This window comes from Candidatus Mycobacterium wuenschmannii, from assembly GCF_030252325.1.
Classification (GTDB): domain Bacteria; phylum Actinomycetota; class Actinomycetes; order Mycobacteriales; family Mycobacteriaceae; genus Mycobacterium; species Mycobacterium wuenschmannii.
Map to the genome: position 1 here is coordinate 939,300 of NZ_CP126981.1, position 13,931 is coordinate 953,230.

Sequence of the window (13,931 nt, forward strand, 5' to 3'; positions counted from 1 at the left end):
CGTGATGGTCTCCGATCTGCCCGCACCGGTAGGTGCAGGCGTCTACAACGTCTACACGGGCGACTCCGCCGGCAGCACCGTGCCGACAGCGGCCCAGCTGGGCCTCGAGCCGCCCCGGTTCTGCGCCGAGTGCGGCCGCCGGATGGTGGTGCAGGTGCGGCCCGACGGGTGGTGGGCGAAATGCTCGCGGCACGGGCTGGTGGATTCCTCCGAGCTCGAGGCACAGCGATGACGGCCGCCGCTCCGCGGATTTCCCGACGACGGGCGGCCCTCACGGTCGCGGTGAGCCTGCTGCCGGGCGGCGCGCTGGTGGGTGGGCTCTGGGCGTGGATTGCCCCGCCGATCAAGGGCGTAGTGGCGCTGACGCACAGCGGTGAGCGCCTGCACGACTATCTCGGCAGCGAGGCCGATAACTTTTTCATCGCCGCGTTCATGATGCTCGGTCTACTGAACGTCGTCGCGGTTGTCGCGGCGGTCCTGGCGTGGCAATGGCGGGCGCACCGCGGACCCGGCATGGTTGTCGGGCTGTGCGCCGGGATGGTCGGCGCGGCCGGCGTAGCGGTCGGCATCGGCGTTCTGGCCGCCCATTTACGCTATGGCACAGTCGATTTCGGCATGATCCCGCTGAGTCATGATCACCCGCTGCAGTACTTCACGACGGCCTCGCCGGTGTTCTTCGGCCCGTCCCGGCTGCAGATCGCCTGCACGCTGTTGCTGCCCGCGGCAACAGCCGCGCTGGTCTACGCCGTCCCGGTAGCGGCGACGGCGCGCGACGACCTGGACGGCTATCCGCCCGTCGAAGCCGTTTACCCCCGGGTCGAAAGCGCTACTGCGGCAACGTCATAGCGGGCGGCGGCGCACCGACTTGCCGGTGATGACCTTGGCAGCGATGACGGCCAGCCGTGCCATGCCGACGTAGGTCGTCGGGTTGAACATCGTCGGCCACTTCGTCCGGATCAGATGATCGGTCAGCGGACGACGGGCAAAGCGATCCTGTAACCAGCGCAACGCCATCGGCGCCGACAACGGATGCAGCAGCAGGTGCTCGTTGAACGCGTCGCGGTGGTAGGTGACGTCGGCGCCGCCGGCCGAGTAGGCATCGGCCAACCGGTCAATGTCCTCGACGTCGATCAGGTAGTCGTGGACGGCCTGCACGATCAGTACCGGCGGGGTGGGCACCTTGGCGCCCAGCCTGATGTTGTCGAAGACGTACTCCAACTCCGGCATCGCCAGGATTTCCTCCAGCGGGCGGTCCAGGTAGTCGCCGACGTCCTTCTTGATCATCCGGATGACCGCACCGACGGTCGTCATGCTCTCCAGCCGGTGCAGCAGCGCGAGGCCTTCCTCGCTGGCGTGTTCGTTGATGACACGGTTCAGGTCGGGGTAGATGTGCACGAGCGCCGCGATCACCATCGCAGGCAGGCCGGACAGGACGCTGCCGTTGAGCCGGCGGAAGGTGTGGCCCAGGTCGCCGACCGGCGACCCGAGGACCGCACCGACGATGTCCAGCTCCGGCGCGTAGTCGGCGCACAGCTCGGCCGCCCACGCGGTGGCCAGTCCGCCACCGGAGTAGCCCCACAGCGCCACCGGCGCCTTCGCGGACAGTCCCAGTCGTTCGGCACTCAGTGCGGCGCGCACGCCGTCGAGAATGAAGTAGCCCGGCTCGAACGGCGCCCCCCACATGCCGGTGCGGCCCTCGTGGTCGGGGATCGACACCGCCCAGCCTTCGGCCAGCGCGGCGGAGATCAGCAGGAATTCCAGCTGGGCCAGCGATCCGAGTGCGTTGGCGCGGCGGCGCAGCGCGTACGAGGGAAAGCAGCGCGACGACACCGCGTCGATCGCGCACTGATACGACAGCACCGGGCACGGTCGGTCAGGGGTGGCTTCGGCAGGCACGATGACGGTCGTCGCCGTGGCCGCCGGCTGGCCGTTCATGTCGGTGCTGCGGTAGAGCAGCTGGGTGGCCATCGAGCGCTGCGGGATCAGGCCGAGGAAGGCCAGCTCAACGTCGCGCGAGCGCAGTACGGTGCCGGGCTCGGCGTGCTGATATCCCGGCGGCGGCTCGTAGAACGGGTCGTCGGTCGGCAGCTGGGGGCGGGCTTTGGCTTGCAATTCCTCGTGCGGCGCAACGCCGATCCACTCGGCACCGGTAGCGGTCGCAAGGTTGCCAATGTCCATCGGGGCATTGTTGCTTAAGGGAGCATTAAGAATCCAGTTGGCCGGCCGGTGAGTCGCGCACGTCACGCCGAACCGGGAGGTCGCAGCGCCGCAAATTCGTCTGTGACGCGCAACTGGGAATCTGTGAATCGGAACAACGCCGCCGGTCGGCCACCGCTGCGGCCGGACTGCGCGACGGTGCCGGTGGGCGTGATGACGCCCCGGCGGGCGAGCACCCGCTGCAGATTCGTGGAGTCGACCTGATACCCCAGGGCCGCGCCGTAGATGTCGCGCAGCGTCGACATGGCGAATTCGGTTGGCGCCAAGGCGAACCCGATATTCGTGTAGGACATCTTCGCGACCAGCCGGGTCCGGGCGTGCTCGACCATCGGGCCGTGGTCGAACGCCATCGGCGGCAGCGCGGTGACAGGGTGCCAGCGGGTGTCGGACGGCAGCTCCGGGGTGGCGGGGGAGCGCACCAGCCCGAGGAAGGTCGACGCGATCGTCCGTGTTCCGGGCAATCGCGCCGGTTCGGAGAACACCGCGAGTTGTTCGAGGTGAGCGACCTCACGCAGGTCGACCTTCTCGGCGAGCTGGCGGCGCACCGACGTCATCATGTCCTCGTCGTGCCGGAGCCGTCCGCCGGGCAGTGACCACGCGTCGCGCTGGGGGTCGCGTGCGCGTTGCCACAGCAGCACGCTGAGCTCGGGTCTCAGTGTCTTGGGGCCCGACGGGCCCGCTGTGAGCCCGCGAACCTGGAATACGACGGCGAGCACTTCGTGCGCAGTGCTACCATTGACCATGTTTTCGATTGTAAGACGAAAACCCGTGCCGCGAGGCGAAAGGATCGACTATGGCAGTCGTGAATCGCACCGACGTGCTGTCAAACGGTCTGGATGAAGACATGACGAGCGTTCTGGCCGCAGGAATCATCAACTCTCCCAACGGTTTCAGTGGCATTGACGGCGATGGCCAGTGGGCTGCCGAGATTCGCCGCCTCGCCGATCTGCGAAACGCCACAATCTTGGCGCACAACTACCAGCTGCCGGCCATTCAGGACGTCGCCGACCACGTCGGCGACTCACTGGCGCTGTCCCGGATCGCCGCCGAGGCACCCGAAGACACGATCGTGTTCTGCGGCGTGCACTTCATGGCCGAGACCGCCAAGATCCTGAGCCCCGACAAGACCGTGCTCATCCCGGACCAGCGCGCCGGTTGCTCGCTCGCGGACTCGATCACCCCCGAAGACCTGCAGGCCTGGAAAGACGAGCACCCCGACGCGGTCGTCGTCTCCTACGTCAACACCACCGCGGCGGTGAAGGCGCTCACCGACATCTGCTGCACCTCCTCCAACGCCGTCGACGTCGTCGCGTCCATCGACCCCGAGCGCGACGTGCTGTTCTGCCCCGACCAGTTCCTCGGGGCGCATGTGCGCCGGATGACGGGGCGCGACAACGTGCACGTCTGGGCCGGCGAATGCCACGTGCACGCCGGGATCAACGGCGACGAGCTGACCGATCAGGCCCGCAAACACCCCGACGCCGAGTTGTTCGTCCACCCCGAGTGTGGCTGTGCCACGTCTGCGCTGTACCTCGCGGGTGAGGGCGCTTTCCCGGACGAGCGGGTGAAGATCCTGTCGACCGGCGGCATGCTGGACGCTGCGCGCGAGACCCGCGCCCGCGAGGTCCTGGTCGCCACCGAGGTGGGCATGCTGCACCAACTTCGCCGTGCCGCACCGGAAGTCGACTTCCGCGCGGTCAACGACCGCGCCTCCTGCAAGTACATGAAGATGATCACCCCCGCCGCGCTGCTGCGCTGCCTGGTCGACGGCGCCGACGAGGTGCACGTCGATGCGCAGACCGCCGCACAGGCCCGCCAGAGCGTGCAGCGGATGATCGCGATCGGCCAGCCGGGCGGCGGCGAATGACCCCGCAGCCGGCCTGGCAGGAACACGCCGACGTCGTCGTCATCGGCACGGGTGTCGCCGGACTGGCCGCGGCGCTGGCCGCGCACCGCGCCGGCCGCCGGGTGATCGTGTTGAGCAAGGCCGGACGACGGGCCGGCGCGACGGCTACGCACTACGCGCAGGGCGGTATCGCGGTGGTGCTGCCGGATACCGACGACTCGGTCGACGCCCATGTCGCCGACACTCTCGCCGCCGGCGCCGGCCTGTGCGACACCGACGCCGTGACGTCGATCGTCGCCGACGGCTACCGGGCAGTGACCGAGTTGGTCCGCGACGGGGCACGTTTCGACCAGGCCGCCGCAGGGGGTTGGGCGCTGAGCCGCGAGGGTGGACACACCCGGCGCCGCATCGTGCACGCCGGCGGCGACGCCACCGGCGCAGAGGTGCAGCGCGCCCTCGACCACGCCGCCGCAACGTTGGACGTTCGCACCGGTCACGCCGCACTACGCGTGCTGCACGACGCGACGTCCGGCACGGACGCCGTGACTGGCGTGCTGGTGGCCGATCGGCGGGGCATCGGCGTCGTTCACGCGCCGTCGGTGATTCTCGCCAGCGGCGGCCTCGGGCAGATGTACACCGCGACCACCAATCCCGCCGGGTCGACCGGTGACGGTGTCGCGCTGGCGCTGTGGGCCGGGGTCGCGGTCAGCGACATCGAGTTCATCCAGTTCCACCCGACCATGCTGTTCGACGGCTCCTCGGACCGCGGGCCCGGAAAACGTCGCCCGCTGGTCACCGAGGCCATCCGTGGTGAGGGTGCGAACCTGATTGACAGTCAAGGCAATTCGGTGACCGCGGGCGTCCACCCGATGGGCGACCTGGCACCGCGCGATGTCGTCGCCGGGGCGATCGACGCGCGGCTGCGCCTCACCGGCGACCGATGCGTCTACCTGGACGCCCGTCGCATCGAAGACTTCGGGCGCCGTTTCCCGACCGTCGCCGCCGCCTGCCGCGACGCCGGCGTAGACCCGGTCCGCGAGCCCATCCCGGTCGCTCCGGGCGCGCACTACAGCTGCGGCGGCGTGACGACCGATGTCCACGGTCGTACCGAGCTGGCCGGGCTGTACGCCGCCGGCGAGGTCGCCCGCACCGGCATGCACGGCGCCAACCGGCTCGCGTCCAACAGCCTGCTCGAAGGCCTGGTCGTCGGCGGGCGCGCCGGCCGGGCCGCGGCCGAGCACGCCGCGGTGATCGGTCCCGTCCGCGCGACCGCTGGGGAGCCGGGCACGGCCGCCACCCTGCCGCGCGCCGACCTGCAGCGGGTGATGAGTCGCGACGCCTCCGTGATTCGCGACGCGACCGGCCTGCGGCGGCTGATCGGGACGCTGTCCGCAGCGCCGCCGCATCCGGTCGACGGACGTGCCACTCTCGAGGACGCCGCGCTCACGGTCGCCGCCCATGCGGTTGCCGCGGCCGCGCTGGCTCGCGAGGAGAGCCGGGGCTGCCACCACCGCGCGGAGCACCCTGCCACTGGGCCCGCGCCTGCCCGCAGCCTTGTCGTCCGCCTCGACGCCGGCTACAGCGCGCAGGTCGAGGAGTTGGCGGCGGTCTGCTGATGAGGCTCTCTGAGGCGGAGGTCGCCGAGGCCCGCGCCACCATCGCGCGCGCGCTCGACGAAGACCTGCGCTACGGCGCCGACATCACCACCACCGCCACCGTGCCGGACGGCGCGACCACCACCGCGTCGCTGATCACCCGCGAACCCGGCGTCATCGCGGGTGTCGAGATCGCGGTTCTGGTGCTCGACGAGGTGCTCGGTGCCGACGACTACCGGATCGTCCACCGGGTCGACGACGGAGCGCGCCTGCAACCCGGCGATTCCGCGCTGACGGTCGAGGCGCGCACCCACGGCCTGCTGACCGCGGAGCGCACGCTGCTGAACCTCGTCTGCCATCTGTCCGGGATCGCCACCGCCACTGCGGCGTGGGTGGATGCGGTCGACGGCACCAAGACCCAGATCCGCGACACCCGTAAGACGTTGCCCGGCCTGCGGACCCTGCAGAAGTATGCGGTTCGCGTCGGCGGCGGCGTGAACCACCGCCTCGGGTTGGGCGATGCGGCGCTGATCAAAGACAACCATGTGGCGGCGGCCGGCTCGGTGGTCGCCGCGCTGCGCGCGGTGCGGGCCGCCGCACCCGACCTGGCGTGCGAGGTCGAAGTCGACTCACTCGAGCAGCTCGACGAAATCCTCGCCGAGAACGCCGAATTGGTGCTGCTGGACAACTTCCCGATCTGGCAGACCCAGATTGCCGTGCAGCGCAGGGACACTCGCGCCCCGGCCACCAAACTCGAGTCCTCGGGCGGCCTTTCGCTCGACACCGCCGCGGACTACGCCGGAACCGGAGTCGACTACCTCGCCGTCGGCGCGCTCACGCATTCGGTGCGGGTGCTCGACATCGGCCTGGACGTCTGAGATGCGCCAGCTGACGTACGCGGACGTCGGCAGCTACGCCTGGCGCGACGTGCCCGACCCCGAGATCACCCGGCCGCAGCAGGCGCTGGTCCGTCCGCTGCAGGTGGCGTGCTGCGACCTCGACGTCGCAGTCGCCCGCGGCGTGGCGCCGCTGGCGCCCGGATACGCCGTCGGACACGAGGGGCTGGCGGAGGTCGTGGCAGTCGGCTCGGACGTGACCGGCGTCGCGGTGGGCGACCGCGTCGTCGTCCCCTTCCAGATCAGCTGCGGCGATTGTCGCGAGTGTCGGCGCGGCGTCACCGGTTCCTGCGGCTCGGTTCCGCTGATGGCCATGTACGGGCTTGCGGCATTGGCCGGCCTGGACGGCGGCGGCTTCATGTCCGACGTGGTGCTGGTGCCCTACGCCGACGCCATGCTGATTCCGCTGCCGCCGACTGTCGACCCGGTCGCCGTCGCCTCGTTGTCGGACAACATCCCGGACGGCTGGCGTGCCGTCGGGCCGTATGCCGCGGAACTGGCCGGCCTGGATCCGGCCGACCGGCGCGTGCTGGTGATCGGGCGGCTGTCGATCGGGCTGTACGCGGCGGCACTGGCCGTCGCCCTCGGCAACCGGGTCGACTACGTCGATACCGACCCTGGTCGCCTGGCCGCCGCCGAGAAGGTCGGTGCGACCGTGCACGACCTGGCCAAGCCGGACAAGACGTGGGCGCCCTTCCCGGTCACCGTGCACACCACCGGCGATCCGAAGCTGTTGTCCGCGGCGTTGCGCGCCACCTGGCCCGACGGGGTGTGCACCGACACCGGCATCTACTACCAGCCGAGCGTCGAGGTCCCGATGCTGCAGGCCTATACGCGCGGGGTACGCCTGGCCACCGGGCGGGTCAGCGCGCGGGCGGTGATCCCGCAGGTGCTGGAGCTGCTGGGCGCCGGGTGCGACCTGGCGCCGGTCGTCGAGCGGGTGGTGCCGTGGGAGGACGCGCCGGCGGTCTGGCCGACGATGACCGGCAAGACGGTCTTCACCCGCGCTTAGGTCGTCGCGAAACAGACGTCAGGGCTGTGATTTTGGCGGCGGTTTCAAGGTTTGGTTGCAACAGTGGTTTCTGTCGGGGCTGACAGTAGTGCGTTGAGGCGGTTGGTGGGGTTGTCCCAGCCGAATCGTTTCCGTGGGCGACCGTTGAGTTCGTCGGCGACGAAGCTGAGGTGTTCAGCCGAGTGGATCGACAGGTCGGTTCCCTTTGGAAAGTATTGCCGCAACAGGCCATTGGTGTTTTCGTTACTGCCTCGCTGCCAGGGTGAATGCGGGTCGCAGAAATAGATCTCAATGTCCGCGGCGAGGCTGATCCTGGCGTGCTGGGCCATCTCGTGACCTTGGTCCCAGGTCACGGTGCGACGCAGGGTGGGCGGCAGTTCGGTGATCGCGGCGATCATGGCGTCAGCGACCATTTCAGCGCTGCGGCTGGCGGGCAGATGTAGCAGGCGCACATAGCCCGTGGAGCGTTCGACAAGGGTGCCGATCTGGGAGGCCTGGTTTTTACCGATGATCAGATCACCCTCCCAATGCCCAGGCACGGCCCGGTCGGCGGCCTCAGCGGGGCGCTCAGAGATGTTGACCATGCCCGGAATACGGCCACGACCGTCAGCGGCGCGGACTCTGTTACGGGGTTTGCGCAGCCCACGCCCGGTGCGTAGGCATTGGGTCAGCTCGCGACGCAGCTCACCGCGTCCTTGCACGTACAGCGACCTGTAAATGGTCTCGTGGGACACCTGCATCTCCGGACGGTTGGGATACATCGTGGCTAGCTCGCCGGCGATCTGTTCGGGGCTGTACTTCTTGAGCAACAACGTTTGCACCTTGTCGTGCAACCCCGGGCAGCGGGCCAGCTTGCCAGCCTTGGGGCGACGCGCCCGCTCTTCGCTGCGGCGCTGAGCGATCCGCGCCGAATAACCCGACTGAGCATCCCAGCCACCACGGTAAGCGCCGAACCGATGCAGGGCCCGATAGCGGCCTGTGCGATTGCGCGCAGCACCGTTGATAGCGATCTCACGCATGATCGTCGACGGCGCCCGCCCCAACCGACCAGCGATCGAGCGGATCGACTCGCTCTGCGAGGTACCGATCATGATCTGCTCACGCTCACTTGGTGACAGCCGCGGCCGAATTCGGCCCTGCGGCTCGTGCATTCGTGGATTCACACCACCAAATCTGCGGAACCACTTCCTGCCACACGTCGCCGACACGCCGACCGCAGCGCCGGCATCTTCCGACGACCACCCATCAGCAATCAACACCCAAAACCGACGCTGCACCGACAACACCTGAGGCTGCCCGGCCATCAACACTCCTCACCGCAAAGTGTTGCAACGACCCCCTGAGCCCAAGGGCCAAACAACGGCCTTGGCTGCGCTCTCGCGGCGGGGGCTACGCGATGTCGGCGACGAAGACGCCGGACCGGCCGAGCGTCTTCTTGGCCAGGAACGGCAGGCCGGTGCCGTCGCTGCCGGCCGGCAGCACCCGCGGGTTGGTGATGTGCACAGTCGACCGGATAAAACGCACATCGGCTTCGCCGGCTGCGATCACATTCTTGACCCAGTTGGTCTTGCCGTGAATCAGCCCGATGGCCAGCACATTGCCTTTGCGGTAGGCGGTGACGATGGTCTGGTACGGCGTGCCCGAGGTGCGTCCGCGGTGGGTGATGACCGAGAAGCCCGGGATGAAGCGCGCGAACGGTCGCACCAGCGGGTTGAAGTACTTGATCTGGAAGCGTTCCAGCGCCGGCGGGACGAGCATCGGAACGCCGGGCGCATTGTTCGGATGGTCCTTCGCGGACATCACGTCTCCCTCTTCTCGAGTGTGCCGTCAATGTACCGGTCCGATATGGAGTTGCTCTGTTCTGGGACAATGGTCGGCGTGACTGTGATGGCGCGTATCGACCTGCGGGGTGCTGACCTGTCTGTCGCCCGACTGCGGGCGACCCTGCCCCGGGGCGGAGTGGACGTGGAGGCCGCCCTGTCCACGGTCCGTCCGATCGTGAACGCGGTTGCCGACCGCGGTGCCGAGGCCGCGCTGGAGTACGGCGAATCGCTGGACGGGGTCCGGCCGCCGTCGGTGCGGGTGCCCAGCAGCGAACTGGACGCGGCACTGGCCAGCCTGGACCGCGACGTGCGGACCGCATTGGAAGTCGTGATCGAGCGCACCCGCGCGGTGCACGCCGACCAACGGCGCTCCGACGTGACGACGACGCTCGGCCCCGGCGCCACTGTCACCGAGCGGTGGGTTCCGGTCGAGCGGGTTGGCCTGTACGTGCCGGGCGGCAACGCCGTCTATCCGTCGAGCGTCGTGATGAACGTCGTCCCGGCCCAGGCCGCGGGCGTCGGGTCGCTGGTGGTGGCCAGCCCGCCGCAGGCTCAGTCGCAGGGGCGGTTCACCGGCCTTCCGCACCCGACCATCCTGGCCGCCGCCCGGCTGCTCGGCGTCGACGAGGTGTGGGCGGTCGGCGGAGCCCAGGCAGTGGCGCTGATGACCTATGGCGGCGATGACACCGACGGCGCCGAACTGGCACCGGTCGACATGATCACCGGTCCGGGCAACATCTACGTGACCGCCGCCAAGCGGCTGGTCCGCTCGCGGGTCGGCATCGACGCCGAGGCCGGGCCGACCGAGATCGCGATCCTGGCCGACGACACCGCCGACCCAGAGCACGTCGCCGCCGACCTGATCAGTCAGGCCGAGCACGACGAGATGGCCGCCAGCGTCCTGGTGACGCCCAGCACCGAACTCGCCGACGCCACCGACGCCGCGCTGACCGCACAGCTGGAGACCACCGTGCACCGGCAGCGGGTCACCACCGCGCTGGCCGGACGGCAGTCGGCCATCATCATCGTCGACGACATCGACGCGGGGATCCGGACCGTCAACGCCTACGCCGCCGAGCACCTGGAGATCCAGACCGCCAACTCGGATAAGGTTGCCGCGCAAATCCGTTCGGCCGGAGCCATTTTCGTCGGCGCCTACTCGCCGGTGAGCCTCGGCGACTACTGCGCAGGCTCCAATCACGTGCTGCCCACCGCGGGCAGCGCCGCGCACTCCAGCGGCCTGTCGGTGCAGACCTTCCTGCGCGGCATCCACGTTGTCGACTACACCGAGGCGGCGCTCAAAGACGTGTCTGGACATGTGATCACGCTGGCCGCCGCCGAGGACCTGCCCGCACACGGCGAGGCGGTACGGCGGAGGTTCGGGCAATGACCACGCGTCCCACTCTCGACGATCTGCCACTGCGTCAGGATCTGCGTGGTAAATCGCCGTACGGCGCACCGCAACTCGACGTTCCGGTTCGGTTGAACACCAACGAGAACCCGCACCCGCCGAGCCAGGCGCTCGTCGACGATGTCGTCGCGTCGGTGCGCGACGCGGCGGTCGACCTGAACCGCTATCCCGACCGCGACGCGGTGGCACTGCGCGCCGACCTGGCCGCCTACCTCACCGCGCAGACCGGTGTCCCGCTCGGTGTGGAAAACGTCTGGGCGGCAAACGGATCCAACGAGATCCTGCAACAGCTGCTGCAGGCCTTCGGGGGACCGGGACGCAGCGCGATCGGTTTCGTGCCGTCGTATTCGATGCACCCGATCATCTCCGATGCCACGCGCACCGAATGGCTCACGGCGCCCCGCGCCGCCGACTTCGGCCTCGACGCGGACGCCGCCGTCACGGCGATCCTCGAGCGCCGGCCCGACGTCGTGTTCGTCACCAGCCCCAATAACCCGACGGGACAGAGTGTTTCGCTCGCCGACTTGCGTCGGCTGCTGGACGTCGCGCCCGGGATCGTGATCGTCGACGAGGCCTACGGCGAATTCTCCGCCCAGCCGAGCGCGGTGGCGCTGCTCGACGAGTATCCGGCGAAGCTGATCGTCAGCCGCACCATGAGTAAGGCGTTCGCCTTCGCCGGTGGCCGGCTGGGTTATCTGGTCGCCACCAGGGCGGTGATCGACGCGATGCTGCTGGTGCGGCTGCCGTACCACCTGTCGGTGGTGACCCAGGCCGCGGCCCGGGCCGCGCTGCGGCACGCCGATGACACGCTCGGCAGCGTCGCGACGCTGATCGCCGAGCGGGACCGGGTGGTGACGGCGTTGAGCAGCATGGGTTTTCAGGTAGTGCCGAGCGATTCGAACTTCGTGCTGTTCGGTCGGTTCGCCGATGCCGCCGCGACCTGGCAGCGCTACCTCGACGCCGGCGTTCTGATCCGCGATGTGGGCATCCCCGGCTACCTGCGCACCACGATCGGGCTGGCGTGGGAGAACGACGCATTCCTCGCGGCCAGTGCAGATCTGGCTGCCACCGAACTGGCCGAGTCCGTCGCGGCGATCGCAAGCGCGGCGCTGCCGGGCGCAGCGGGTCGCCACGGAGATGAATAGGAGCGTCATGACTCGTCGCGCACGCGTTGAGCGCACCACGAAGGAATCCGAGATCGTCGTCGAACTCGACCTCGACGGCACCGGAGACGTGCACATCGACACCGGGGTCCCCTTCTACGACCACATGCTGCACGCGCTGGGCAGCCACGCGAGCTTCGACCTGAACGTGCGCGCAAAGGGTGATGTCGAGATCGAGGGCCACCACACCATCGAGGACACCGCGATTGTTCTCGGCCAGGCGCTGGGGGAGGCGCTCGGCGACAAGAAGGGCATCCGCCGGTTCGGCGACGCCTTCATCCCGATGGACGAGACCCTTGCGCACGCCATCGTCGACGTGTCGGGCCGGCCATACTGCGTGCACACGGGCGAACCGGATCACCTGCGGCACTTCACGATCGCCGGTAGCTCGGTGCCGTACCACACGGTGATCAACCGGCACGTATTCGAGACGCTGGCCAACAACGCACGCATCGCGCTGCACGTCCGAGTGCTCTACGGCCGCGACCCGCATCACATCACCGAGGCGCAGTACAAGGCGGTCGCCCGGGCGCTGCGGCAGGCCGTCGAAACCGACCCGCGGGTGTCTGGCGTGCCGTCCACCAAAGGTGCTCTGTGACAGGGCTTTCCCGCCGAAAAGCGGTTGTTGTGCTGGACTACGGTTCTGGCAACCTACGGTCGGCCCAGCGTGCGCTGCAGCGCGTCGGCGCCGACGTCGAAGTGACCGCCGACCTCGACAAGGCCGCTGCCGCGGACGGATTGGTCGTTCCCGGCGTTGGCGCCTACGAGGCGTGCATGGCCGGACTGCGAGACATCAACGGGCAGCAGGTGATCGCCGACCGGGTGGCGGCCGGCCGCCCAGTGCTCGGTGTGTGCGTCGGGATGCAGATCCTGTTCGCCCGCGGCGTGGAGTTCGGGGTGGAAAGCGTCGGTTGCGACCAGTGGCCGGGAGCGGTGACCCGCCTCGACGCGCCGGTGATTCCACACATGGGCTGGAACGTGATCGCCGCCGCCCCCGGCAGCGCGCTGTTCAAGGGCCTCGACGCAGATACCCGGTTCTACTTCGTGCACTCCTACGCCGCGCAGCGCTGGGAGGGTCACAGCGACGCGTTACTGACCTGGGCCACCCACGGGGTACCGTTCCTGGCCGCGGTCGAAGACGGTCCGTTGGCCGCCACTCAGTTTCACCCCGAGAAGAGCGGTGATGCCGGGGCGGCCGTGTTGAGCAATTGGGTTGAGGGGTTGTGACGTGTCGCTGATTTTGTTGCCTGCGGTCGACGTGGTCGAGGGCAAGGCCGTGCGGTTGGTGCAGGGCAAGGCCGGTAGCGAAACCGATTACGGCTCAGCGCTGGACGCGGCACTGGCCTGGCAGCGCGACGGCGCCGAGTGGGTGCACCTGGTGGACCTCGACGCGGCCTTCGGTCGCGGCTCGAACCGCGAATTGCTGGCCGAGGTGGTCGGCAAGCTCGACGTGAACGTCGAACTCTCCGGGGGCATCCGCGACGACGACTCGCTGTCCGCGGCGCTCGCCACCGGCTGCGCCCGGGTCAACGTCGGGACCGCCGCGCTGGAGAACCCGCAGTGGTGTGCCAAGGCGATCGCCGAACACGGCGACAAGGTCGCGGTCGGCCTCGACGTGCAGATCGTCGACGGCGACCACCGGCTACGCGGCCGCGGTTGGGAGACCGACGGCGGCGACCTGTGGCAGGTGCTGGATCGCCTTGACAGCGAAGGGTGCTCGCGCTTCGTCGTCACCGACGTGACCAAGGACGGCACGCTGACCGGCCCCAACCTCGACCTCTTGCGTGCCGTCGCCGATCGCACCGACATCCCGGTGATCGCCTCCGGCGGGGTGTCCAGCCTCGACGACCTGCGTGCGATCGCCACCCTGACCGATGCCGGGGTCGAAGGCGCCATCGTCGGCAAAGCGCTCTACGCCGGCCGCTTCACCCTGCCCGAAGCCCTCGCGGCGGTATCGGGTTAGGACCG

General features: G+C 69.1%; 15 protein-coding genes. 11 read left to right on the top strand and 4 right to left on the bottom strand.

The features are described 5' to 3' along the window. The first annotated feature begins 4 nt into the window (after nt 1-4). Nucleotides 5-232 (top strand): biotin synthase auxiliary protein BsaP, encoded by a 228-nt coding sequence (gene bsaP, locus PT015_RS04610; RefSeq protein WP_285190923.1) that lies wholly within the window; start codon nt 5-7, stop codon nt 230-232. Further along, on the top strand, nt 229-846 hold the full coding sequence (locus PT015_RS04615) for a DUF2567 domain-containing protein (RefSeq protein ID WP_285189122.1): 618 nt from the start codon (nt 229-231) through the stop codon (nt 844-846). The genes bsaP and PT015_RS04615 overlap by 4 nt, the downstream gene beginning before the upstream one ends. Here PT015_RS04615 and PT015_RS04620 read toward each other — a convergent pair. Next, nucleotides 841-2,178 (bottom strand): lipase family protein, encoded by a 1,338-nt coding sequence (locus tag PT015_RS04620; RefSeq protein ID WP_285189123.1) that lies wholly within the window; start codon nt 2,176-2,178, stop codon nt 841-843. The two genes, PT015_RS04615 and PT015_RS04620, sit on opposite strands and share 6 nt — an antisense overlap. Before the next feature lie 62 nt (nt 2,179-2,240). Then, complete coding sequence (locus PT015_RS04625) at nt 2,241-2,960, bottom strand: NUDIX hydrolase (RefSeq protein WP_285189124.1); 720 nt, start codon at nt 2,958-2,960, stop codon at nt 2,241-2,243. A gap of 50 nt (nt 2,961-3,010) precedes the next feature. Between PT015_RS04625 and nadA the strand changes: the two genes are divergently transcribed. From nadA to PT015_RS04645, 4 genes are read left to right on the top strand one after another with little or no spacing between them, the layout of a single operon-like run. Further along, nucleotides 3,011-4,084, top strand: coding sequence for a quinolinate synthase NadA (gene nadA / locus PT015_RS04630; protein ID WP_285189125.1), 1,074 nt, complete (start codon nt 3,011-3,013; stop codon nt 4,082-4,084). Next, nucleotides 4,081-5,679 carry an L-aspartate oxidase gene (locus PT015_RS04635; protein WP_285189126.1) on the top strand — a complete coding sequence of 533 codons (1,599 nt, stop codon included), beginning with the start codon at nt 4,081-4,083 and terminating at the stop codon, nt 5,677-5,679. The genes nadA and PT015_RS04635 overlap by 4 nt, the downstream gene beginning before the upstream one ends. Further along, nucleotides 5,679-6,536, top strand: a complete 858-nt coding sequence (gene nadC / locus PT015_RS04640; RefSeq protein WP_285189127.1) for a carboxylating nicotinate-nucleotide diphosphorylase — start codon at nt 5,679-5,681, stop codon at nt 6,534-6,536. The genes PT015_RS04635 and nadC overlap by 1 nt, the downstream gene beginning before the upstream one ends. A 1-nt stretch (nt 6,537) precedes the next feature. Beyond that, nucleotides 6,538-7,566, top strand: coding sequence for an alcohol dehydrogenase catalytic domain-containing protein (locus tag PT015_RS04645; protein ID WP_285189128.1), 1,029 nt, complete (start codon nt 6,538-6,540; stop codon nt 7,564-7,566). Between the two features lie 44 nt (nt 7,567-7,610). Here PT015_RS04645 and PT015_RS04650 read toward each other — a convergent pair whose 3' ends face one another. Then, complete coding sequence (locus PT015_RS04650; RefSeq protein ID WP_285185748.1) at nt 7,611-8,870, bottom strand: IS30 family transposase; 1,260 nt, start codon at nt 8,868-8,870, stop codon at nt 7,611-7,613. An 85-nt stretch (nt 8,871-8,955) separates the two neighbouring features. Beyond that, nucleotides 8,956-9,366 (bottom strand): nitroreductase family deazaflavin-dependent oxidoreductase, encoded by a 411-nt coding sequence (locus tag PT015_RS04655; protein WP_285189129.1) that lies wholly within the window; start codon nt 9,364-9,366, stop codon nt 8,956-8,958. A gap of 84 nt (nt 9,367-9,450) precedes the next feature. On the opposite strand from PT015_RS04655, the gene hisD reads away from it, so the two are divergent. Genes hisD through priA form a run of 5 tightly spaced genes read left to right on the top strand, consistent with a single transcriptional unit; the run spans nt 9,451 to nt 13,926 of the window. Next, nucleotides 9,451-10,779, top strand: coding sequence for a histidinol dehydrogenase (gene hisD / locus PT015_RS04660; RefSeq protein WP_285190924.1), 1,329 nt, complete (start codon nt 9,451-9,453; stop codon nt 10,777-10,779). Then, nucleotides 10,776-11,945, top strand: coding sequence for a histidinol-phosphate transaminase (locus tag PT015_RS04665; RefSeq protein ID WP_285189130.1), 1,170 nt, complete (start codon nt 10,776-10,778; stop codon nt 11,943-11,945). The genes hisD and PT015_RS04665 overlap by 4 nt, the downstream gene beginning before the upstream one ends. After that, on the top strand, nt 11,938-12,561 hold the full coding sequence (gene hisB / locus PT015_RS04670) for an imidazoleglycerol-phosphate dehydratase HisB (RefSeq protein ID WP_285189132.1): 624 nt from the start codon (nt 11,938-11,940) through the stop codon (nt 12,559-12,561). Before PT015_RS04665 ends, hisB begins: the two co-directional genes overlap by 8 nt. After that, nucleotides 12,558-13,190 carry an imidazole glycerol phosphate synthase subunit HisH gene (hisH, locus tag PT015_RS04675; RefSeq protein WP_285189133.1) on the top strand — a complete coding sequence of 211 codons (633 nt, stop codon included), beginning with the start codon at nt 12,558-12,560 and terminating at the stop codon, nt 13,188-13,190. Before hisB ends, hisH begins: the two co-directional genes overlap by 4 nt. Nucleotide 13,191: 1 nt before the next feature. Further along, the gene (gene priA / locus PT015_RS04680; RefSeq protein WP_285189134.1) at nt 13,192-13,926 is read left to right on the top strand and encodes a bifunctional 1-(5-phosphoribosyl)-5-((5-phosphoribosylamino)methylideneamino)imidazole-4-carboxamide isomerase/phosphoribosylanthranilate isomerase PriA; all 735 of its coding nucleotides are present in this window, start codon (nt 13,192-13,194) and stop codon (nt 13,924-13,926) included. Nucleotides 13,927-13,931 lie beyond the last annotated feature (5 nt).

Coding starts and splice junctions, on each gene's coding strand:
- bsaP (WP_285190923.1), top strand. CDS start 5: ATGGTCTCCGATCTGCCCGCACCGGTAGGTGCAGGCGTCTACAACGTC.
- PT015_RS04615 (WP_285189122.1), top strand. CDS start 229: ATGACGGCCGCCGCTCCGCGGATTTCCCGACGACGGGCGGCCCTCACG.
- PT015_RS04620 (WP_285189123.1), bottom strand. CDS start 2,178: ATGGACATTGGCAACCTTGCGACCGCTACCGGTGCCGAGTGGATCGGC.
- PT015_RS04625 (WP_285189124.1), bottom strand. CDS start 2,960: ATGGTCAATGGTAGCACTGCGCACGAAGTGCTCGCCGTCGTATTCCAG.
- nadA (WP_285189125.1), top strand. CDS start 3,011: ATGGCAGTCGTGAATCGCACCGACGTGCTGTCAAACGGTCTGGATGAA.
- PT015_RS04635 (WP_285189126.1), top strand. CDS start 4,081: ATGACCCCGCAGCCGGCCTGGCAGGAACACGCCGACGTCGTCGTCATC.
- nadC (WP_285189127.1), top strand. CDS start 5,679: ATGAGGCTCTCTGAGGCGGAGGTCGCCGAGGCCCGCGCCACCATCGCG.
- PT015_RS04645 (WP_285189128.1), top strand. CDS start 6,538: ATGCGCCAGCTGACGTACGCGGACGTCGGCAGCTACGCCTGGCGCGAC.
- PT015_RS04650 (WP_285185748.1), bottom strand. CDS start 8,870: ATGGCCGGGCAGCCTCAGGTGTTGTCGGTGCAGCGTCGGTTTTGGGTG.
- PT015_RS04655 (WP_285189129.1), bottom strand. CDS start 9,366: ATGTCCGCGAAGGACCATCCGAACAATGCGCCCGGCGTTCCGATGCTC.
- PT015_RS04665 (WP_285189130.1), top strand. CDS start 10,776: ATGACCACGCGTCCCACTCTCGACGATCTGCCACTGCGTCAGGATCTG.
- hisB (WP_285189132.1), top strand. CDS start 11,938: ATGAATAGGAGCGTCATGACTCGTCGCGCACGCGTTGAGCGCACCACG.